Origin of the sequence: Thiohalocapsa sp. ML1 (genome assembly GCF_001469165.1) — a bacterium.
Taxonomy (GTDB): domain Bacteria; phylum Pseudomonadota; class Gammaproteobacteria; order Chromatiales; family Chromatiaceae; genus Thiohalocapsa.
In genome coordinates, this window is record NZ_JABX01000046.1 from 24,066 (window position 1) to 44,259 (window position 20,194).

Annotated in this window: 13 protein-coding genes and 1 pseudogene; 5 read left to right on the forward strand and 9 right to left on the reverse strand. The window is 69.7% G+C overall.

The genetic code is table 11. The annotated features are described in order from the left end of the window. Positions 1-30: 30 nt before the first annotated feature. The 6 genes and pseudogenes from ML01_RS21990 to ML01_RS22020 all read right to left on the reverse strand — a co-directional run bounded on the left by ML01_RS21990 (position 31) and on the right by ML01_RS22020 (position 7,058). A complete protein-coding gene (locus ML01_RS21990; protein WP_058557542.1) occupies positions 31-714 on the reverse strand; it encodes a c-type cytochrome in 684 nt (227 codons plus the stop codon). Between the two features lie 316 nt (positions 715-1,030). Further along, positions 1,031-1,789: a DUF429 domain-containing protein gene (locus tag ML01_RS21995; RefSeq protein ID WP_058557543.1), complete on the reverse strand. Its 759-nt coding sequence runs from the start codon at positions 1,787-1,789 to the stop codon at positions 1,031-1,033. Continuing rightward, positions 1,786-3,063 carry an NAD(P)/FAD-dependent oxidoreductase gene (locus tag ML01_RS22000; RefSeq protein WP_082674542.1) on the reverse strand — a complete coding sequence of 426 codons (1,278 nt, stop codon included), beginning with the start codon at positions 3,061-3,063 and terminating at the stop codon, positions 1,786-1,788. Before ML01_RS22000 ends, ML01_RS21995 begins: the two co-directional genes overlap by 4 nt. Positions 3,064-3,157: 94 nt before the next feature. Then, complete coding sequence (locus tag ML01_RS22005; RefSeq protein WP_058557544.1) at positions 3,158-4,708, reverse strand: cryptochrome/photolyase family protein; 1,551 nt, start codon at positions 4,706-4,708, stop codon at positions 3,158-3,160. A 121-nt stretch (positions 4,709-4,829) separates the two neighbouring features. After that, a pseudogene (locus tag ML01_RS27800) lies at positions 4,830-6,293 on the reverse strand (ATP-dependent DNA ligase); the annotation flags it as partial. A gap of 21 nt (positions 6,294-6,314) precedes the next feature. Continuing rightward, entirely contained in the window at positions 6,315-7,058 is a 744-nt protein-coding gene (locus tag ML01_RS22020) for a ferredoxin--NADP reductase (protein WP_058557547.1), read from the reverse strand. 192 nt (positions 7,059-7,250) lie between these two features. On the opposite strand from ML01_RS22020, the gene ML01_RS22025 reads away from it, so the two are divergent. The 3 genes from ML01_RS22025 (at position 7,251) to ML01_RS22035 (ending at position 11,661) form a co-directional block, all read left to right on the forward strand. After that, a complete protein-coding gene (locus ML01_RS22025; RefSeq protein WP_371258234.1) occupies positions 7,251-7,823 on the forward strand; it encodes a glutathione peroxidase in 573 nt (190 codons plus the stop codon). A 239-nt stretch (positions 7,824-8,062) separates the two neighbouring features. Then, the gene (locus ML01_RS22030) at positions 8,063-10,525 is read left to right on the forward strand and encodes a fibronectin type III domain-containing protein (protein WP_058557548.1); all 2,463 of its coding nucleotides are present in this window, start codon (positions 8,063-8,065) and stop codon (positions 10,523-10,525) included. 122 nt (positions 10,526-10,647) lie between these two features. After that, positions 10,648-11,661 (forward strand): SRPBCC family protein, encoded by a 1,014-nt coding sequence (locus ML01_RS22035; RefSeq protein WP_058557549.1) that lies wholly within the window; start codon positions 10,648-10,650, stop codon positions 11,659-11,661. A 743-nt stretch (positions 11,662-12,404) separates the two neighbouring features. On the opposite strand, the gene pap is transcribed toward ML01_RS22035, so the two are convergent. Both pap and ML01_RS22045 read right to left on the reverse strand, forming a co-directional pair. Beyond that, complete coding sequence (gene pap / locus ML01_RS22040; RefSeq protein ID WP_058557550.1) at positions 12,405-13,964, reverse strand: polyphosphate:AMP phosphotransferase; 1,560 nt, start codon at positions 13,962-13,964, stop codon at positions 12,405-12,407. 335 nt (positions 13,965-14,299) lie between these two features. Further along, positions 14,300-15,451, reverse strand: a complete 1,152-nt coding sequence (locus ML01_RS22045; RefSeq protein WP_254045356.1) for an aminotransferase class V-fold PLP-dependent enzyme — start codon at positions 15,449-15,451, stop codon at positions 14,300-14,302. Positions 15,452-15,850: 399 nt separating this feature from the next. Between ML01_RS22045 and ML01_RS22050 the strand changes: the two genes are divergently transcribed. Beyond that, positions 15,851-18,229 carry a tetratricopeptide repeat protein gene (locus tag ML01_RS22050; protein WP_082674543.1) on the forward strand — a complete coding sequence of 793 codons (2,379 nt, stop codon included), beginning with the start codon at positions 15,851-15,853 and terminating at the stop codon, positions 18,227-18,229. Between the two features lie 182 nt (positions 18,230-18,411). After that, positions 18,412-19,446 (forward strand): hypothetical protein, encoded by a 1,035-nt coding sequence (locus tag ML01_RS22055; RefSeq protein ID WP_058557552.1) that lies wholly within the window; start codon positions 18,412-18,414, stop codon positions 19,444-19,446. Between the two features lie 288 nt (positions 19,447-19,734). Here ML01_RS22055 and ML01_RS27805 read toward each other — a convergent pair. Continuing rightward, on the reverse strand, positions 19,735-20,194 hold a 460-nt coding region (locus tag ML01_RS27805; RefSeq protein WP_156427909.1), incomplete at its 5' end, for an AAC(3) family N-acetyltransferase.

Sequence of the window (20,194 nt, forward strand, 5' to 3'; positions counted from 1 at the left end):
GGCGGGGACGCGCTGAGGCTTGCCCGGCGGTCATTTCTTGTCGTCTTCTTCTTTCTTATCGTCGAGGGTCGCGATGAACGCGAGGATGTCGAGCAGATCGTCGTCCTCGTAGTCCACGAAGGTCTCGTCCTCGGGGTCGTCGGCGTGGATGCGCTCCTTGTTCTTGAACATGTCGATCTGGCGCAGCAGGTACTCGTGATATTGGCCGCGCAGCGGCGGCGACTCCTTGCGTCGCTTGCCCTCGCCGGCACGGCCGTGACAGGTCCTGCAATCGAACCTGTACATGCGCCCACCCTTGCGCGCGTTGCCGTCCTCGGGCCCCGGCACGTCGAGGTCGATCTCGAGGTCCGACACGTAGGCCGAGAGGTTCACGAGGTCCTGGTCCTCGGCGGTCTTGAGCGAGCCGACCACGAGCATGGCGTCGTAGCCGCGCGCGCCGGATTGATAGTCCTGCAGCGCGTTGATCAGGTAATACTCGGGCAGCCCGGCGATGCGCGGGTACTTGCCCCCGAGGATGCCCTGGCCGGACTTGCCGTGGCAGAGCGCACATTGGCGGTACATGACCTCGCCGGCTTGCCGGTCGGGCTGCATGTCCAGCAGGTCGACGGCGTCGTCCTCGTCGTCGGCGGCGAAGGCGAGTGGTGCCGCGAGCAGGAGGCAAAGCAGACAGGTCAGCGCGCTTATGCGCGCAGAAAACGGGCGTATCGAGACCATGGGCAGACGCTCCAGCAGTCCTGACGGGTCATCGGACGGCCCAGGCTCGGGCCAGCCCGCTTGGGCCGCGGTGCTGCGGTGCGCACCGTGACGCCGCCACGTCGTAGTTGTCGAAGGGTTTGTGGCCGCGTCGGCAAGGCCCCAAGCGGGGCCCGGCTGCACGGGTCGGGCGCACCCGGTTCTCCGTCGGGCATCGTCCCGGCCGGAGACCTCAGCGGCCCTCCGGCGGCCGGTAACATAGAAGATCGGTTGGTCTGCTGCAACCGCGCGGCGTATTGGGGGTTTGTGGCCGGCTCTATTCCAGCAGGCCGCGGGTTCAGATGTGTACGTACAGGAGCGCCATCGGCAGCCCCAAGGCGTCGTGCTCCGGCACCGTCGGCAGCCGTCGGCGGCAGGCGTCCGCGCCCAGCGCCGCGGCGGCCGTGACGGCCAGCACCGCGGCATCGACGATGTCGTCCGTCGCCAGCGCGGCGCGCGGATGCTCGCCGCGGAGCGCCGCGATCTGCGCCACGCAAGCGGGCGCCAGCGCTTGCAGCACCTGCACGCGCTCGGCCTGGCCCTGGGGCGTGCGCTTGTTCTGGGCCATCGGCCGTCCGCCCGCGAGTCCCCAGAAGCACAGCTCCGGGTGCGCCTCCAGCAACCGCTCGCACAAACCGGGTGCGGCGGCGAGGGCGTGGTCCAGCTCGCGGATCTTTGCGGCGATGTTCCAGGTCTGCTGCGACAGCGCCACGCCGGTGCAGCGGCGGTTGATGGCGCAGGCGCCTACATAGTCGCCCGCCGCGAGGGCCGCGCGGCAGGGCGGTCTGAACACGCTGCTCGCCCGCGGGCGGCCGAGCAGCGCCCGCGCGGCGCGGTCGCAGGCGCGCTCGTCCGGACCCTGGCTGACGAGGCCGATGGGCATGTCGATGAGCGCGAGCGCGGCGGTGTCGAGCACGGGCGTGAGCGCATCGATGCTCGCCGCGACGCCGCCGTCCCAGCCGGACGCGGCGCGCCGGCACCAGACCCAGCCGGCGCGACAGCCGTCGATGCCGACCGTCGGCGCGCCGGACGGCGGCAGCGGGGCAGCGACTGTCATGCGCTCAGGCGCGGCTGGGGTCCGTGGCTGCCGGAGTGGAGCAGGCGGCTAATGGCGGCGCCGGTGTCCTCGCCGCTCGCGAGCGCCCAGTGGATGGACGGCGGCGCCGCCGTCTCGCCGCAGGCCCAGAGCCGCTCCGAGAGCCGCAGCGGTGCCGTGGGCGCCGCCACGCCGGCCGCCTGCACCGGTAGCGCCTGCGGCAGCCGGTAGACGGCGAGCCGCTCCCAGCCGTCTACCTGGCGTCCGTACCAGGCGCCGAGCTGCCGGCGCACCGCCGTTTCCAGCGCATCCGGGTTGTGCTGCGCGCCGAAGACGTTGACGCTAACCAGCGCCCGCCGGTCCGGCGCGTAGTGCGGCGACAGGTTGCTCGGGCAGAGCAGGCTGTTGATGGGGCCGCTGCCGGTGCCGTTCAGCACCAGATAGGGGCCGGCGAAGGGCGCCTCGGGCGCGGCGAAATAGAAGCACGTGGTGCCGCGGGTGGCGGGCGCCGCGCGGCCGAGCAGCCGCGCGGCGGCGGGTCCGTCGGTGGCGATGACCGTGGCCTTGGCGGTGAGCCTGGTGCCGTCCGCGAGCCGCACGCCGTCGTCCTCGATCCGCTCGACCGGCGCCTCGAGTCGCAGCGTTCCGGGCGCGAGCCGGCCGGCGAGCTGCAACGGGATCTCCTCCATGCCGCGCGCCGGCAGCGCCGTGTCGCCGCAGGCGAAGGCGCGAAAGACAAACTCGAAGGCTCGGCTCGATACCGCCAGCTCGGGCTCGAAGAAGACACCGGAGAAGAAGGGCCGGAAGAAGCGCTCGCGGATGCGCTCGGAAAACCCGAGGTCCGCCAGCAGCGCCGGCGCCGGCTGCTCCGGGCGGGCATACAGCGAGGCGATATCGCCGCTCAGCGCACGGTGGCGGAGCTTGAGCAGCCGGAGCTTGTCGCCGAGTGTGCCGATCGGGGAGACCAGCATCTCCGGCAGCCGCCAGGGCCGGCGCCAGACGTCGCTGACGCGGTGGCAGCCGTCGTCGAGCCGCACGAGCGCGCCGGGGTAGAAGGGTTTCAGCTCCAGCGCGTCGTAGTCGAGCAGGCGCCGTGCCGCCGGGTACCAGGTTTGGAGCACCTGAAAGCCGCGGTCCAGGCGGAAGCCGTCGCGCACATCGGTGGCGATGCGCCCGCCGACGCGGTCCGCCGCCTCCAGCAGCAGCGGGCGCAGGCCGTCGCGCTGCAACCGCAGCGCGCAGGCGAGGCCGGACAGGCCGGCGCCGATGATCAGCACGTCAACTTGTGCTTGCATCGCATCCTCCAGGTGTGTGCGGTGGAGTCGAGTTTCACAGAGAGACCTTGGGGGAAGGGCCGAGGGCCGAGGGCCGAGGGCGCCCGTGCGCGCCTCAGCCGGCCAGCGCCGCGCGCAGCGTGCTGGCCTGTGCCTGGATGGCCACGACGCGCTCCGGCGGCAGCCGCTCCAGGCTCCGCCACATCAGCGGCATGCGCGGATGCCGCGCGAAGCGCTCGCGGTGGCGGGCCAGGAAGTCCCAGAACAGCGTTGTGAACGGGCAGGCAGCGGCGCCCACGGCCTGCTTCGGATCATAGCGGCAGCCGTCGCAATAGTTGCTCATGCGCCGGATGTAGGCCCCGCTCGCGGCATAGGGCTTGCTCGCGAGCAGGCCGCCGTCCGCATACTGGCTCATGCCCAGGGTGTTCGGCGCCTCCACCCATTCCACGGCGTCGACGAACATCGCGAGATACCAGGCGTGCACCTGCCGCGGCTCGACCCCGAGCAGCAGCGCGAACAGCCCCGTGACCATCAGCCGCTGGATGTGATGGCCGTAACCCAGCGCCAACACCTGCCCGATGCTGGCGCGCAGGCAGGCGCAGTCCGTCTCGCCGGTCCAGTAGAAGGCGGGTAGCGGCGCATGGGCGGCGAGCGCGTTGCGCGCCAGATAGCCCGGCCCCTCGCGCCAGTAGATGCCGCGCACGTACTCGCGCCAGCCCAGCACCTGCCGCACGAAGCCCTCCGCCGAGGCGATGGGCGCGCTGCCGCTGCGGTAGGCGCTGATCGCCGCGTCGATGGCCCGGCGCGGGTCGAGCAGCTTGAGGTTCAGCGCCGCCGACAGGCGGGCGTGATAGAGATAGGGCTCGCCGCTCCAGAGCGCGTCCTGATAGGGCCCGAAGGCCGCGAGCCGATGCGCGACGAAGTCCTTCAGCGCGGCGGCGGCCTGCGCCGGCGTCACCGGCCAGTCGAAGTCGTCGAGCCTGCCCGGGGCGTCCGGAAAGCGCCGCTCCACCAGGGCCATCACCGCGCGCGTCGTCGCGTCCGGCGGGAAGCCCGCGGGCCGCGGCACCAGGCCCGGACCCCGCTTGCCGAAGGACCGGCGGTTGTCCTTGTCGAAGTTCCAGGCGCCGCCGACGGGCCCGCCGTCGTCCATCAGCAGATCGTGGCGCTTGCGCAGAAAACGATAGAAATACTCCAGCCGCAGCTCCCGGCGGCCCTTCGCCCAGCGGTCGAAATCGCCGATCGAGCAGAGAAAGTGCCGGTCTTCGAGCACCGCGAGCGGCACGCCGGCGGCGGCAGCGGCGCGCTCGATGCCGGCCAGCACGCGGTGCTCGCCGGGCTGGACGACCTCGACGCGCGCCGGCGCGAGCAACCGCAGGTCCGCTTCCAGCGCCGCGTCGAGCTCTGCGTGCTCGTGGTCGTCCAGCGCCAGATAGCGCACGCGCCAGCCGTCCGCGCGCAGCGCATCCCGGCAGTGGCGCATCGCGGCCAGAAACAGCACCGTGCGCGCCTTGTGCGAGGGCACATGGGTCGCCTCGCCGGGCGCCTCGCACATCCAGACCAGGTCCTGCGCCGGGTCGGCGCCGTCGAACAGCGCGCTGTCGCGGTTCAACTGGTCGCCCAGCACCAGCAGCAGGCGGCGGACCTGGCCGGCGTCGGTGCTCATGGGTTGGCCGTGGGGGGGGGGCGCTCGCGCCGGTCGCTGCCGGCTGGTAGGCGAGCTGGCGCGCGAACAGCTCGCGCACGCGCTGGATGTCGTCGGCCTCGGCGGCGGTCTTGTCCGCGCGATAGCCCTTGACTCGCGCGAAGCGCAGCGCGAGCCCCGCGGGGTACTGGCGGCTCTGTTGCAGCTCGTTGAAGGCGACCTCCACCACCAGCTCCGGGCGGACGTGCACGACGTGGCTATCATGGGCGAGCGCGCGGGCGCCGAGCTGCTCGGTCTGCCAGGCGAGCAGCCGGTCCGTGAGGCCCTTGAAGGTCTTGCCGAGCATCACAAAGCCGCCGACGCCGTCGCGGCAGCCCAGGTGCAGGTTGCTGAGCAGGCCCGAGCGCCGCCCGCTGCCCCATTCCGCCGCGAGCACCACCAAGTCCAGCGTGTGCGCCTGCTTCACCTTGAGCCAGTGGCTGCCGCGCCCGCCGGCGGCGTAGGGCGCGTCCGGGTGCTTGGCCATCAGCCCCTCGTGGCCAGCGGCGAAGGCCTGCTGCAAGAAGGCCTCGGCGCGGTTGGCGTCCGCGTCCGGGAGCCGCGGGATGATGAGCCCGGGCGGCAGGCGGTCGGCGAGCGCGCGATGGCGCTCGCGGGTCGGTGCGTCGAGGAGCGTCTCGCCGTCGAGCGCCAGACAGTCGAAGCAGAACACCGCGAGCGGCAGCGCCGCGCGCAGCTCGGCATCGTCGCTGTGGCGGCCGAAGCGGCGCATCGTCACCTGAAAGGGCAGCGGGCGGCCGTCCGCCGCGAGCGCCAGCGTCTCGCCGTCCAGCACCAGCTCGCGGGCGGGCAGCGCCGCGGCGGCGGCGACGACCTCCGGCACCGCGGCGGTTACCTCGTTGCCCTGGCGGCTGTAGACGCGCACCGTCTCGCCCTGCTTGTGGATCTGCACGCGGGCGCCGTCGAGCTTGTACTCCAGGATGGGTTGGGGCATCTGCGCGAGGGCGTCGTCCAGGTCCGCCGCCGGCTGCGCCAGCATCGGCATGAGCGGGCGAAAGAGCTGGAGCTTGAGCGCGTCGAGCCCGGCGCGGCCCTCGGCGCGGGCGATGGTTGCGATCTCGGCGATGTCGCCGCGCAGCATGTGCGCGCGGCGCACGCTCGCGATGGGGATGTCGAAGGCCACGGCGAGGGCGTCCAGCACCAGCGACTCCAGCGCGCCCTGGCGCAGCTCGCCGAGCAGGAGCCGCGCGAGCCAGCGCTGCTCGTCCGCCGATGCTTGTGCGAATAGATCGGCCAGCGCTGCGGCGCGCCGCGCCTTGGCACCGCTGCCGGCGATGGCGGCGAGCGCCGATAGCTGCTGCATCGTGCGCGTCGGCGTTAGCGTCGAGTCGGCCGCGGGCGGGGTCGCGAGCGCCGCTTCAACCTGCGCCGGGCCGATGCCCAGCGGCTCCGGTGCCGCCTGGCCGGTGCACCAGCGCGCCGCGATGCCGATCTCCGCCGCCCCCGCGGCCCGCAGCAGCGCCGCGAGCCGGCCGACCTTGGCCGTGCGGCTGCGGGTCGCCGCCAGGGTCGCGGACGCCACGGCCAGGTCGCGGACGGTCAGCATCGCGGGCGCGGGGGCGCGGGCTCAGTGGTACTGCTCGGTGGTGTAGTGGCCGGGCTCGTGGCGTTTGTGGCGGCGCATGCCGTGGGCCTCCAGCCAGGCGCGCACGTCCGTAATCATCGCCGAGTTGCCGCACAGCATCAGGTGGCTGTCCTCCGGCGTGATGTCCGCGCCGGCAGCGGCCTGGAGCGCGCCGTTCTCAAGCAGGCTCGTGATGCGCCCTTGCAGTGCGGTCTCGCTGCTGTCGCGGGTCAGCGCCGTGATGAAGGTGAAGCTGTCCTCGTGCGCGGCCTGGAGCTCGGCGATGGTCTCGCCGTAGCTCAGCTCACCGGTGTTGCGGGCGCCGTGTACCAGGATGACGCGCTCGAAGCGCTCCCAGGCGTCCGGCGTTTTCAGCATGGACAGATAGACGCCGAGCGCGGTGCCGGTGGCCAGCATCCACAGGTGCCGGCGCGAGACGACGTTGTCCAGCGTGAACACGCCGGACGCCTTGTCTGCGACCCAGACGCGGTCGCCGACCTGCAGGTCCGAGAGCTTCGGCGTCAGCGGGCCTTCCGGGATCTCGTTGAAGTAGATCTCCAGCGGGCGCTCGGCCGGGGCGTTGACCAGGGAGTAGGGGCGGCCCACGCGCTCGCCGTCCAGGTCGAGCGCGACCTTGATGTATTGCCCGGCGATGAACGCCGGCAGCGGTGCGTCGATTTGCAGGCTGTACAGGGCCTGCGACCAGTGTCGTTTGCCGGCAATCGTGCCTTCGAGCCATTCGGCCATCGGTGCTGTTCCTCGGGTTGCAATCAGTCTCGCAAGCTTGGTTCACAGACCCGGCATTTCAAAGGTTGGACAATGGCGGCGCTCCGTCGCAGGGCTCCTTGGGCGCCGGGTGCCGGGCGTTGTGATCGGCGGCGTCCGCTCCATATCGGCGCTGTCCAGGTTTTGTTTAACCTAAGCGAACGGAGCACCGAGATGATCCGCCCCCGCCATCTGATCCTGCTTTTGCCACTCATCGGAGGTCTCTTCATGACCAACACCGCCACCGCCAACTGTCCGCCCGCGCTCGACTTCGAAAAGCGCCGCCTCGCGGGCGACGAGACCGTGCGCCTCTGCGACGCCTACCAGGGCAAGGTCGTGCTGGTCGTCAACACCGCGAGCAAGTGCGGCTTTACCGGCCAGTACGAGGGCCTGGAGGCCCTGTACGACAAGTACCGCGAGCAGGGGCTCGTCGTCATCGGCTTCCCGTCCAACGACTTCGGCAACCAGGAGCCGGGCAGCGAGACGCAGATCGCCGACTTCTGCCGCCTCACCTACTCGGTGCAGTTCCCGATGTTCGAGAAGGTCAGCGTCAAGCGCGGCAAGGCCGACCCCTTCTACCAGTATCTGGCGCAGCAGACCGGCGTCTATCCCAAGTGGAACTTCTACAAGTACCTCATCGACCGCAACGGCAAGGTCGTGGACGTCTACAGCAGCATGACCTCGCCGAGCAGCAAGAAGCTGGTGCAGAGCATCGAGAAGCTGCTGGCGGAGCCGGCGGCGTCCTGACGCCGGACGCTCGCGATGGCCGGCGCACCGCCGCCGGCGCCCGCCTGACGCGGACCGGCGTCACGCTTTCACCGAGCCTTTACGTGGTTTTGTGATCCCGGCCCGCCGCTGCTCCGTGCCGGGCGACGGCGGTCACGCTTTCTTGGCCGCCCACGGCCGACCCTTGCTGCCGACGGAAGCCCGGCTTCCGTGCGGGCCTCGGCCCGAGCAAGCAGAACAACAGACCGTGGGAGCCAGCCATGTGGAACGCATCTCTGATCGCGGCCGTCGCGATGGCCGCCGCCGCCGCTCTTCCGACCACCGCCAACGCCGCGCCGCCGGCTGTCGCCGACGGGCTGTTCCAGGCCGTGCCGGGCGCCGCGGCCCGGCCGGGGCCGACCGCGCTGCGCGGCAAGAGCCGTGCGGTGCGGGTTGACCCGGCGGCGCTCGGGCGCGGCCGGCTGCGGCTCAACCTGGGCGTTGGGCCGGACCTGGAAGCGGTGCGCGAGCGCGTCGAGCAGCAGGCCACGGGCGGCCGGGCCTGGATCGGCCGCATCGACGGCGACGCCGACAGCGAGGTGCTGCTGGTGAGCCGCGGCGAGGCCGTGGCAGGCACGATCCGGCATCGCGGGCGGCTGTACAAGCTGACGCCTGGTGCGGGCGGTGCCGCGCGGCTGGAGGAGGTGTCTCCGCACGACCCGCTGCCGCATCCGCCCTTCGAGATGATCCCGGACATCGCGCCCGAGTCCCTGGCGGACACGGCCGGCGACGGCAGCGGGGACACCGCGACGCAGTCCGCGGGCGACGGCGCGAGCATCGTCGACGTGCTGGTGGCCTACACGCCCGAGGCGCGCGCGGCCTACGGCAGTGTGGACGGCATCGAGGCGCTCATCGCGCTCGCGGTGGTGGAGACCAATCAGGCCTACCTGAACAGCCAGGCGCCGGCGCAGCTACGCCTCGTCGGGGCGGTGGAGACCGGTTATCACGACACCGGCGACATGAACGCGGACCTGATGGCGCTGACCATCCCCGGCGACGGCGCCCTGGACGACGTGCTGGCGCTGCGCGAGCAGCTCGGCGCCGACGTGGTGAGCCTGATCGTGGATGCCGGCGGCTACTGCGGCCTCGCCTGGCAGATGGGCGTGCTGGACCCGGCCTATGCCGAGTACGCGTTCAACGTCGTCAAGACCGACTGCGCCACCGGCTACTACTCCTTCGGGCACGAGGTCGGCCACAACCTGGGCCTGAGCCACGACCACGCCAACGCCACGTCCGGGCTCTACGCCTACAGCTACGGCTGGCAGGACCCGGCCGGCGCCTTCCGCACCGTGATGGCCTACACCTGTCCGCTCGGCTGCACGCGGGTGCAGCACTTCTCGAACCCCGAGGTCAGCTACGCCGGTGCGCCGACGGGCCAGGTCAATTACGCGGACAACGCGCTGGCGCTGGCGGATACCGTCCCGGTGGTCGCGACCTGGCGCGCGAGCGTCGTGCCCGACGCGCCGGTGGCGCCGGCGGACCTCGCCGCGACGGCGGTCTCGCACGAGCGCATCGAGCTCGGCTGGACCGACCTGGCGACGGGCGAGGACGGCTATCAGCTCGAGCGCTCCCTTGATGCCGCGACCTGGGATCTGGTCGCGACGCTGCCGGCGGATAGCACGAGCTTCGCCGACGAGCCCTTGGCGCCGGAGACCACCTATTACTATCGCGCCCGCGCCTTCAACGGCGGCGGTGTCTCGGCCGCGTCCAACGACGCCTGGGCGACCACCGACGCGGCGCCGGTGCTGCCGCCGGCGGCACCGACGGGGCTCGCGGCGACGGTGCTGTCGCACACCGAGATCGTGCTGGGCTGGACCGACAACGCCGTCGACGAGTCCGGCTTCGAGCTTGCGCGCAGCAGCGACGGCGGCGCGAGCTGGAGCCTGCTCGCGAGCTTAGGCGCCGACGTGACCGCCTACAGCGACCAAGGCCTCGCGGCGAGCAGCGGCTACGGCTACCGGGTGCGCGCGCTGAACGCGGGCGGGCCGTCCGACTGGAGCAGCATCGTCACGGCCGTGACCGACGCCGAGCCCGCGCTGCCGCCGGCCGCCCCGACCGGCCTCGTCGCCACCGCGCTGTCCGCGACCGAGATCGCGCTCGGCTGGACCGACAACGCGGCGGACGAGACCGGCTTCGAGGTGGAGCGCAGCAGCGACGGCGGCAATAGCTGGAGCCTGATCGCCACGCCGCCCGCCGACAGCACCGATCTCACCGACACCGGCCTTGCCGCGGCAACCTTCTACCTGTACCGGGTGCGCGCGCTCGGCACCGGCGGTGCGTCGCCCTGGGCCGATGCGGCGGGTGCGACGACGGCCGCGCCACCGGCGAGCTGCATCGTCAGCGGCGCCGGCAGTCTGACGCTCGAGGCCAAGACCACGGACTGGCAGCTCAGCAATGACGGTACGGCGCCGGTGACCATCACGCGTGTCGAGCTGATCTGGCCGAGCCCGCAGGGCAAGCTGACCAAGCTTCGGCTCAACGGCGTGGACATCTGGCGCGGCAGCCTGAGTCCGACGAGCGTGGATGTCAGCGGCGGTTGGTATGGGGCCGAGTCACGACGGGTCATTGCCGCGGGGGCGTCGGCCACGCTGCGTTTCGCCTTTGGCAGCCGGTACACCCGCGACGGTCAGAACGACTATGGCATCGTCGTGCACTTTGCGGAAGGCTGCACGCTGACCTACTGAACGTGGACTGCTCCCACGGGGCCGCAACGGCCCAACTTGGCGGCACCGGATGGTGCCGCCTTTTTCAGGCTTGACGATATCGCTAGACTGCGCCGCCAGGTTTCACCGCCAGAGGCAGTGCCATGCTCTACGTGCTCGTGTTTCCGATCGTCGTCATCGCCGTGGTGCTCATCTACTTGGCGCTGCAGTCCGGCGACATCGCCGTGCGCCGCTCCACCGTCATCCGCTGTGCGCCGGAGGTGGCCTTCGATCTGGTCCGCGACCTGCGCAGTTGGCCGGACTGGAGCCCCTGGCTCCTGCACGAGCCGGACGCGGTGCTGACCTTCAGCGACGCCGCCGCCGCCGAGCGCGGCTGGTACGCCTGGGATGGCAAGCTCATCGGTGCCGGGCGCATCACGCAGGTGGCGCTGCACCCCTTGGAGCGCATCGAGCAGCGTATCGAATTCAAGCGCCCGTTCAAGCTGACGGCGGCGGTGAGCTGGGAGTTCGCGGCCATCGAAGAGGACGGTGCGCCCGCCACGCGCGTGTATTGGCTCATGCGCGGGCGCATGCCGTTTTTGATGCGCTTCATTGCGCCGACCATGAGCGGGCTCATTGGCAAGGACTTCGAGCTGGGCTTGGTGCGGCTGCGCGCGCGGCTGGAGCCGGGGGCGCCGCGGCTGGATCTGCGCTTTCCTGGCGTCGCGGAGCTGCCGGCGCAGAACGCCTGGACCATCCCGTTCGACGGCGGCAAGGCCGACATCAAGCCGGCGATGCAGGAGGGGTTCGACCGGCTCTTGCGCGCCGCCGCCGAGCGCGGCATCGAGCCGGTCGGGGCGCCGTTCGCCGCCTACCACATGGGCGACCCCAAGTCCGGGCGCTTGCGCTGCGACATGGCGCTACCGGTGCCGGCGGGCGCGGACCCCGGCGAATTCGCCGGCAAGTTCTTCGTCGGCGGCCCTTGCCAAGTGACCGAAGTGCATGGCAGCTACGATTTCATGGAGCTCGCCTGGCATGCGGCCATGGGGCATCTGCGCCTGTCCAAGCGGCAATGGGATCGCTTCCGGCCGGCGCTGGAGGTCTATGAACGCGGGCCGGATCAGGCGGCAAGCGACGACCAACTCGTGACGCGGATCTGCATGCCGACGAAGGGGTAAACCCCGTGCTGAGGGCCGAGGAGCGCTCCCTTGTCCCTTAGCCCTTTGGAACGCTACAAAAACAAGCAAAATCGGTATCGAAATCGAAATCGGTATCGCGATCGAAATCGGTGCGTCTTGTCCAGGGCTTTGCCGACAACCAGCACTTCTTGAATGGCGGCACATTGCAGCGCCGAACTTGGGCGACGTAACCGATCACGAGACGGTAGACGTCGAGCTTCTCGTGGCCCAGTGGCAGGTCGTGTCGATCCCGATTCGATTGCGATTGCGATTGCGATCCCGATTTCGATTTCGACGCCCTAACGTTGGGTTTCGCTGGTGCGGCCTCTGCATGATGTCCATCAGATGGCGCCATGTCGCGCAGACGACACAAGAAAACGCGAAGCTGGAGCTTCCCGGGCTGGGGTTACCAAGCTGGAGCTTGGTAACCAGGGTCAAGAAACCAGGGTCAAGAAAAAGAGATCTCGCGCAGAGACGCAAAGGCGCAGAGAAGAAGAGCAGGAGAAAAGCAGCGCAGTGGGAACATCAACCAATGCGCTTTCTTCCTTTGCGTCTCTGCGTCTCTGCGCCAGCTTCTTCTTATCGTCCTTCTGCGCGAGCCTTTACTCGCCGCATCGCAGCGGGTTTCGACATCATGTCGAGGCCGCACGCTGCTTAGCCCTTAGCCCTTAGCCCTTAGCCCTTAGCCCTTAGCCCTTAGCCCTTGGCCACTTGGTCGAGTACGCTCCGCCCGACGCCGCTGCTCAGGTTGCGCCGTCGTCGGTCCGCAGCATGTCGCCGCAGCGCACGACACCGGTGCCGAGCTCGCCTTTGGGCTTGGCGAGGCTGGCGCGCAGGCCGTCGCAGACGGTGCGCAGCACCTTGATGCGCGCAAACTGTTTGTCGTCGCCCTCCACCAAGGTCCAGGGAGCGTACTCGGTGCTGGTGCGGGCGACCATCTCGTTCACGGCGGCCTTGTATTGCGGCCACTTCTCGCGGTTGCGCCAGTCCTCGTCGGTGATCTTGTAGCGCTTGTAGGGGGTGTTCTCGCGGTCCTTGAAGCGCTCAAGCTGCTCGGCGTCGCTGACCTGGAGCCAGAACTTCATCAGGATGGCGCCGTTCTCGACCAGTTGCTCTTCAAAATCGTTGATCTCGCTGTAGGCGCGGCGCCAGGCGGAGTCGCTGGCGTAGCCCTCCACGCGCTCCACCAGCACGCGCCCGTACCAGGAGCGGTCGTACATGATCATGTGCCCGGCGCGCGGGACGTGCCGCCAGAAGCGCCATAGGTAGTGATGGGCCTTTTCTTCGTCGGTTGGTGCGGCGACGGACATGGTGCGATAGAGCCGAGCGTCCACGGCGCTGGTGATGCGGCGGATGGCACCGCCCTTGCCCCCCGCGTCGACGCCCTCGAACACCAGCACCGTGGAGCGGCGCGCCTTGTAGGCGGTCCACGCGAGCTCGTTCACGTCCTGCTGGAGCTGCCTCAGCGCTTCCTTGTAGTCGTCCTTGGGCAGGGTCTGGGTGAGGTCCAGTTGGTCCAGGATCGTAATCTGCGCACTCGCCGACTCCGGCAACTGCAGCGGGTCCGCCGCCGTGGGTGGCTCGGTGACTACCTGCTGGCTCAGCCTGGCGTTAATGGCTTGGAGCAGCGTCTTGCCGACGGTGAGATCGCGATAGCGGGTGTCTTCCGCCTCCACGAGGTACCAGGGCGCGATGCCGCGGTCGGTCTGGCGGATGACGCGCTCGGCGACGTGCTCAAACAGCGCGTACTGCTCGGAGAACTTGGACTTCTGCGGCAGCATCTTCCAGCGGCTGCGGTCGTCGCGGGAGAGCTCCTTTAAGCGCCGCTTCTGGTCCGGTTCGCTCAGATGAAACCAGAACTTGATGATAAGCGCGTTGTCCTGCGTGAGCATGCGCTCGAAGTCTACGATGCGCGAGAGCTCGGCGTCGAGCGCCGCATCGTCGCAGTGGCCCTGGAAGCGATGCTCGATGGGGTCCAGGTACCAGCCGCCGAACAGGATGCCGATTTCGCCGCGCGGCGGCAGCGTGCGCCAGAAGCGCCACCAGCGCGGGCGCTCGCGCTCCTCGTCGCTCTGCTCCCAGAACGCGAAGGTCTGCACGCCGCGGGTGTCGAGCCATTCGTTGAGGCGGTTCACCACCTCGCCCTTGCCGGCGGCCTCGACCCCCGAGACGATGACGATGACCGGGATGTTGCTCTCCCGCAGCCGCCGCTGGGCCTCCAGGAGCTGCGTGCGGAGCTCGTCGCGCTGGTCCTTGAACTCGTCTTTGCCGACGCTGCGGCCGACCTTGGTGGCTTCGAACATGCTGGCTCCTCGCGAGTGCGCCGGGCGCCCTGGGGCGCCCCGGCGGTTGTGGTTGGTGCTTGCCGGGTCGGCTGTCTGCGACCTAAGCAGACTGAGATGAGCCATTCGTTATCGAAATCGGGGTCGGGATCGAAATCGACATCCAAATCGAAATTCTACCCCTAACCGCATTCGGCTCAATCCGCGTCGAAGTTGTAAACACTTGTGGCGTCCAAATGTCGTTCACCGTCGATGGCGATGGCGATGGCGATGGCGATGGCGATGGCGATGGCGATAGCCATAGCCCAACGTTGGGTTCCGCTGCGACGAGTGTACCGGCTATTGTTGACTCTTCACTAAGCCGGCCGCCCATTACGCCGCGCCGCTGCCAGCGTCAGCTCGATGGCCCGCTCCAACTGCTCCGGCGGCGTCCAGGCATGCGGCGAGAAGCGTATCCCGCCGCCGCGGCTCGCACACATGACGCCCGCCGCCATCAGCGCCTGGTAGAGCGCCTGGCTGTCGGTGCCCGGTACGCGGAAGGTCATGATGCCGGCGCGCCGCACCGGCTCGCGCGGCGAAAGCAGCTCCAGGCCGTGTCGGTCGATGAGCTCGATGAGCCGGTCCGCGCGCTCGGCCACGGCCGCGGCGACGGCCTCGAGCCCCACCTCCAGCAGCAGCGACAGGCTCGCCTCCAGGGCATGGATGCCGAGCATGTTGGGGCTGCCGGCCTCGAAGCGCCGGGCGCTGTCCGCGGGCCGCCAGTCCTTGCGGTCGAAGTCCCCCGCGTCCTCGACCATGTGCCAGCCGTGCTGCGTCAGGCGCAGCTTTTCGCGCAGCGCCGGGCGCACCCAGAACAGCGCGAGCCCCTCCGGCCCCAGCATCCACTTGTGCCCGTCGGCGGCGATGAAGTCCGCCGGGACCTCCGCCAGCGAAAAGGGTAGGGCGCCGAGGCCCTGGATGCCGTCCACGCAGAACAGCACACCGCGCTCGCGCAGCCCGGCGCCGAGCCGAACCAAGTCGAGCCGCAAACCGCGTGCGTACTGAATCCAGCTCACGGCGCAGAGCCGGGTGCGGGCGTCGCAGAGCGCGAGCAGGTCCGCCTCCAGGTCGCTGCTGGTGTCCAGATCGAGTGTGCGGTAAGCGACGCCGCGCTCCGCGAGCGCCTCCCAGACGATGCGGTTGGACGGGAATTCCTGGCGAATGCCGACGATGTTGTCCCCCGGCTGCCAGTCCAGCCCCTGGGCCACGAACGACAGCGCCTCCGACGTGCTCTTGGCCAGCGCGATGTCCGCAGGCGCCTCGGCACCGATCAGCGCGGCTAGGTGCGCGCGCAGGCGCTGCTCGGTCGCGACCCACTCTGGATAGGCGCGAGAGCCCGAGCTGCCGAGCGCCGCCGCAAAGCCCTGCACCGCCGCCACCGTGCGCCGGGGCCAGGGCGCGATGGCCGCGTGGTTGAGATAAATCAGCCCCTCGTCGAGCCCAAGCTCGTCGGCCAAAGCCTTGCTCAAGGATGTTCTCCCGGTGGTGGGGCGGTCCGGGCATCAGGGCGCCGGCCGGTGCGGGCGATGATGCCAGCCGCGGGCCTGCTTGCACCAGCGTTCGGAGCGAGTCAGGACATGCGCCGGGGCAAAAAGCCCGCGGGCCGAGGGCCGAGGAAGCCCGCCTTGGCCCTCAGCCCTCGGCCCTTCCCATCGCGGTGAACCGCACGTGGCTTGACCGCGGTAAGCTGTGCCGATCGCCGATACTCGAGAAACAAAGCCAAGATGCCCGAATCGCTTTGCAATGCCCGGAGCGGCAGCCGCGTGACCGGTCTGCCGGCGGTGCGCATGGGCAGCACGGGGTCGGCTGCGGCGGCGTGTTCAAGACGCCCTTTGCCTACAGCCGCTGCCGGCCGGATGAGAAGCTGAATGTGCCCGACTCCTGACGCTGGCGCACGCCGTCGGCTGCGCTGGCTGGCTTTGGCCTGGCTCGCACTGTGGGCAACCGGCCTCGCCGCTGGAAACGGCTACGTCGGTGCCGAGCGCTGCGGCGCCTGCCATGCCGATGAGCTTGCGGCCTGGCGTGGCTCCCATCACGACCTCGCCATGGCCGCGGCGACGCCGGAGACGGTGCTGGGCGACTTCGACGATGCGAGCTTCACCGCCCACGGTGTCACGAGTCGCTTCTATCGCAAAGACGGCGACTACCGGGTACGCACCGACGGCCCGGACGGGGCGCCGGCCGACTTCCGCATCCACTACACCTTCGGCTGGACGCCACTGCAGCAATACCTGGTCCGCTTTCCGGACGGGCGGGTGCAGGCACTTGGGATTGCCTGGGATACGCGCCCGGCGGAGCAGGGCGGGCAGCGCTGGTTCCATCTCTATCCGGACGAGGACGCGTACGACCACCGCCACCCGCTGCACTGGACCGGCCGCGACCAGACCTGGAACTACCAGTGCGCCGAGTGCCATTCCACGGGCCTAGCCAAGGGCTACGACGCCGAGGCCGACCGCTATGACACCACGTGGGCCGAGATCGACGTCGCCTGCGAGGCCTGTCATGGACCCGGCGCCGACCATGTCGCCCAAGCCGAGGCCGCCACCGCCGACGACGCCGACGACGCCGACGCGTGGAGCGCGGGCAAGGGGCTGGCCGTTGACCTCGCGGCCGGCAGCGCGAGCTGGCTGCAGGATCCAACCACCGGCCTGCCGCGTCGGCAGCCGCCGCGCACCAGCCATGCCGAGCTCAACACCTGTTCCCGCTGCCACGCCCGCCGCGGGCAGATTCACGCCGATTACGGGCCGGATGCGCCGCTCGCGGACACGCACCGGCTCGCGCTGCTGTCGCAAGGGCTTTACCACGCCGACGGGCAGATCCTGGACGAGGTTTTCGTGCACGGCTCCTTCATCCAGAGCCGCATGCACCAGGCCGGCGTTAGCTGCGGCGACTGCCACGACCCGCACTCGCTGCAGCTTCGCGCGCCGGGCAACGCCGTCTGCGCCCGCTGCCATGCGCCGGCGCGCTACGCAACCGTTGAGCACCATCACCATCCTGTCGGCGACGGCGACGGCGACGGCGACGATGCCGGGCGCAAGGGCAGCGGCACGGCGTGCGTGGACTGTCACATGCCGGAGCAGATGTACATGGTAGTCGACCCCCGCGCCGACCACAGCCTGCGCATCCCGCGACCGGACCTGAGCGTGCAGCTCGGCACGCCCAACGCGTGCAACGGCTGCCATACCGAGCAGAGCGCCGACTGGGCGGCTGATCAGGTGACCGCCTGGTACGGCCAGCCGCTGCGGCCCCCGCATTACGCGACGGCGCTGCAGGCCGGACGCGAGCGCGCACCGGCGGCCCCGGGGCTGCTCGCGGCCTTGGCCGCAGACGCCGCCGCGCCGGCCATCGCCCGCGCCACCGCCGTGGAGCTGCTGGCCGAGCAGCCCATGCCGCTGGACCCGGAACTGCTGACCCGCCTTGCCAACAGCGACGAACCGCTGCTGCGCGCCGCCGCGGCCCGCGCGCTGGAGCGGCTGCGCCCCGACGCCGCCGTGCGCATCGGGCTCGGGCTGCTGGACGACCCAGTGCGGCTCGTGCGCATCGACGCGGCGCAGGCGCTCGCGACCTTCGCGCGGCTGGAGGCGAGCATCCCCGGGCGCGAATCACCGCTGCGTCGCGCACTGGCGCCGGCGCTGGCCGAGTACCGCGCCGCGCAGCAGGCCAACGCCGAGCGCGCCGAGGCCTGGCTCAACCTGGGCCTACTCGCGGTCAGGCTCGGCGACAATGAGGCGGCGGAGCAGGACTATCGCCAAGCGCTGAAACTGGAGCCCGACTTCACCCCGGCGGCGGTGAACCTTGCGGACCTCCATCGCGCCCGCGGCGATGACGGATCGGCCCGGCAGGTGCTGGAAGCAGCCCTCGCCGGCAGCCCGGACGATGCGGACCTCCTGCACGCGCTGGGGCTCCTGGAGGTCCGCGCGAAGCGGCTGCCGGCGGCCGTCGCCGCGTTGGGCAGGGCCGCGGCGCTGGCCCCGGAGCAGCCGCGCTATGCCTATGTGCACGCACTGGCGCAGCAAGGTGCGGGCGCGATGGATGCGGCGCTCGCGTCCCTGGCGGAGGCCGCCCTGCGGCATCCGAACGACCGCGACATCGCGCTCGCGCTGGTGACCCTGAACGCCGAGCGCGGCGACACCGCCGCCGCCATCCGCTGGGCCGAGACCTACATCGCCCGCTTCCCCGACCCCGAGGGCCAGGCGGCGGCGCTACTCGATCGCCTGCGATCCGAGTCTGCGCTGAAACACCGGTGATCCAGGAGCAAGCAACCGTAGCCTCTGGGGTTCGCCCGGACTTACCCGCGGCGCGTTGACGTTGCGACAACCGTGCGGCCGATGACGGCGGCGAGCCCGCGCGCCACCGGGGCGGGAAGTCGCCCACCAATCGGCGTTATCCTGCGGCGCTGATCACAATCATTCGTGTCGGAACTGTCCAGATGAAGACAAGAGTCTATATAACCGTTGATGTCGAAGCCTCGGTGGCGCGCTCGATCCATCGCTACGCCGACGGCTTTAGGCCGCTGCTCGATTCTTTTGTTGCCTGCGACGTCGGCGGGCGCAGTGAGGGCCTCGGGTTCCTGCTGCGTACACTGTCCCGCTATGGTCAGACGGCAACCTTTTTCGTCGAGGCGGCGCAGACGCAGTATTTCGGCGCAGAGCCGATGGGTCGCTATGTCGAGGAGCTGCTCAGCGCCGGCCAAGACGTGCAACTGCATGTGCATCCCGCCTGGTTCAATTTCCGCGACGGTCCGCCGAGTCCGGACCCTGCCGAGCGCATGTCCGATGACTGCGCCGACTACACGGAAGCAGAACTGACGGATCTGTTCGGGCAGTGCGTCGAGATCTTTCGCGGCTGGACGGGCAGAGCCCCCTTCGCACTGCGCACGGGGACCTTTTCCTGTGGTCGCAGCGTGTTTCGCGCCATGGCGAATTGCGGGATTCCGTTGTCCTCGAATATCTGCGTCGGCATCAGCGAGCCAAAAGAGCCCGAATACCGCCGCCCGTGCGGCTGGATTCGGGCGGAGGGGGTGTGGGAGTCGCCGGCTACCTGTTTCCTCGACCGGCATCCGGGGCGATCGCCCAGATTTCGTCCCTTGCAGATCACCGCCTGCTCCGCGTCGGAGTTGACGGCGATGTTGGATCAGGCACAGGCGCTGGGCATGACGGACGTGGTACTGCTCACGCATCCGTTCGAGTTTGTGCGCGCATCGTCGCGCGACAATCCTACGCCTGAGAGGACCAAGCGGATGCTAATCAACCGCTTGATCCAGCAGCGGTTTGAACACGTCTGCGCCTATTTGGCCGACCATACGGATCGTTTCGAGGTGAAGACATTCGGGGACTGGTCCGCGCACGGCGATATCGGCGCTGCCGACTTCGCCGTTCGGGATTATCCGGCGCTCCAAGGGTCGGCGGTGCAGGCGGTCCTGCGCAGTGCGTCGAACACGATAAGCGACAGATTGCCCTGGTAGGGCTGCGCAGCGGTAACCGTTTAGCCCCCCTAGAGCCTTGCTTATCAATAGGTTACAGGAGTGAAGAACGTGCGGTCTCCTGCTCCCGCATTCGTAACTCGTTGTTTCTTGGTTGGCGATCAGCATCTGTGGGGTACCGGCCCCGGCTTTGTTGCAGACATACGCCAATGCGATTCAATCGGTTACGGATGTTGAGTGGGGGCTAAACGGTTACGCGCAGCGAGCCAGGACGGGGCAGCAACTGTGGTACAGAACCCTATCCGACGTCGTGCGATCTCGTGCTCAATGCTACTTCGGCGGCTCATAAATCGTCTCGCCGCGTTGCGCAGCGGCAATGAGCCCATTGGTGACATCCGCGGCGCGTATCGCAAATATCTCGGTGCCATGGAATCTCCATTCCAGCAGATGCTCCGCAGGCAGCAGCCTGCGCAATCGCGACATATTGCGTCGCCAGAGCGGCGTGCCGCCGGGCAGCCGATAGGGCACGACAACCTCGCCGTCACGGATGCGTACCTCCAACGCATGCCTGTTCGCGCCGCGAGGCACCGGGAATTCATCTCCGAGAACGTCCTCCGCGTGGTGCACCTGGGTGAGTGCTTCGATCGATGTGCCGATTCCCGTGATCCAGGTACGGTGACGTGTCATCACGCCGAAAGGCGTACCCGGGCCGCAATTGCTCATTGCGCACTCATGTCCCGTGGTGAGCGCTTCGGCGAGCGGGCCGAGCGCGCAGACGCGATAGATGGTG

Coding starts and splice junctions, on each gene's coding strand:
- ML01_RS22035 (WP_058557549.1), top strand. CDS start 10,648: ATGCTCTACGTGCTCGTGTTTCCGATCGTCGTCATCGCCGTGGTGCTC.
- ML01_RS21990 (WP_058557542.1), bottom strand. CDS start 714: ATGGTCTCGATACGCCCGTTTTCTGCGCGCATAAGCGCGCTGACCTGT.
- ML01_RS22025 (WP_371258234.1), top strand. CDS start 7,251: ATGATCCGCCCCCGCCATCTGATCCTGCTTTTGCCACTCATCGGAGGT.
- ML01_RS22055 (WP_058557552.1), top strand. CDS start 18,412: ATGAAGACAAGAGTCTATATAACCGTTGATGTCGAAGCCTCGGTGGCG.
- ML01_RS22030 (WP_058557548.1), top strand. CDS start 8,063: ATGTGGAACGCATCTCTGATCGCGGCCGTCGCGATGGCCGCCGCCGCC.
- ML01_RS22050 (WP_082674543.1), top strand. CDS start 15,851: ATGTGCCCGACTCCTGACGCTGGCGCACGCCGTCGGCTGCGCTGGCTG.
- pap (WP_058557550.1), bottom strand. CDS start 13,964: ATGTTCGAAGCCACCAAGGTCGGCCGCAGCGTCGGCAAAGACGAGTTC.
- ML01_RS21995 (WP_058557543.1), bottom strand. CDS start 1,789: ATGACAGTCGCTGCCCCGCTGCCGCCGTCCGGCGCGCCGACGGTCGGC.
- ML01_RS22005 (WP_058557544.1), bottom strand. CDS start 4,708: ATGAGCACCGACGCCGGCCAGGTCCGCCGCCTGCTGCTGGTGCTGGGC.
- ML01_RS22000 (WP_082674542.1), bottom strand. CDS start 3,063: ATGCAAGCACAAGTTGACGTGCTGATCATCGGCGCCGGCCTGTCCGGC.
- ML01_RS22020 (WP_058557547.1), bottom strand. CDS start 7,058: ATGGCCGAATGGCTCGAAGGCACGATTGCCGGCAAACGACACTGGTCG.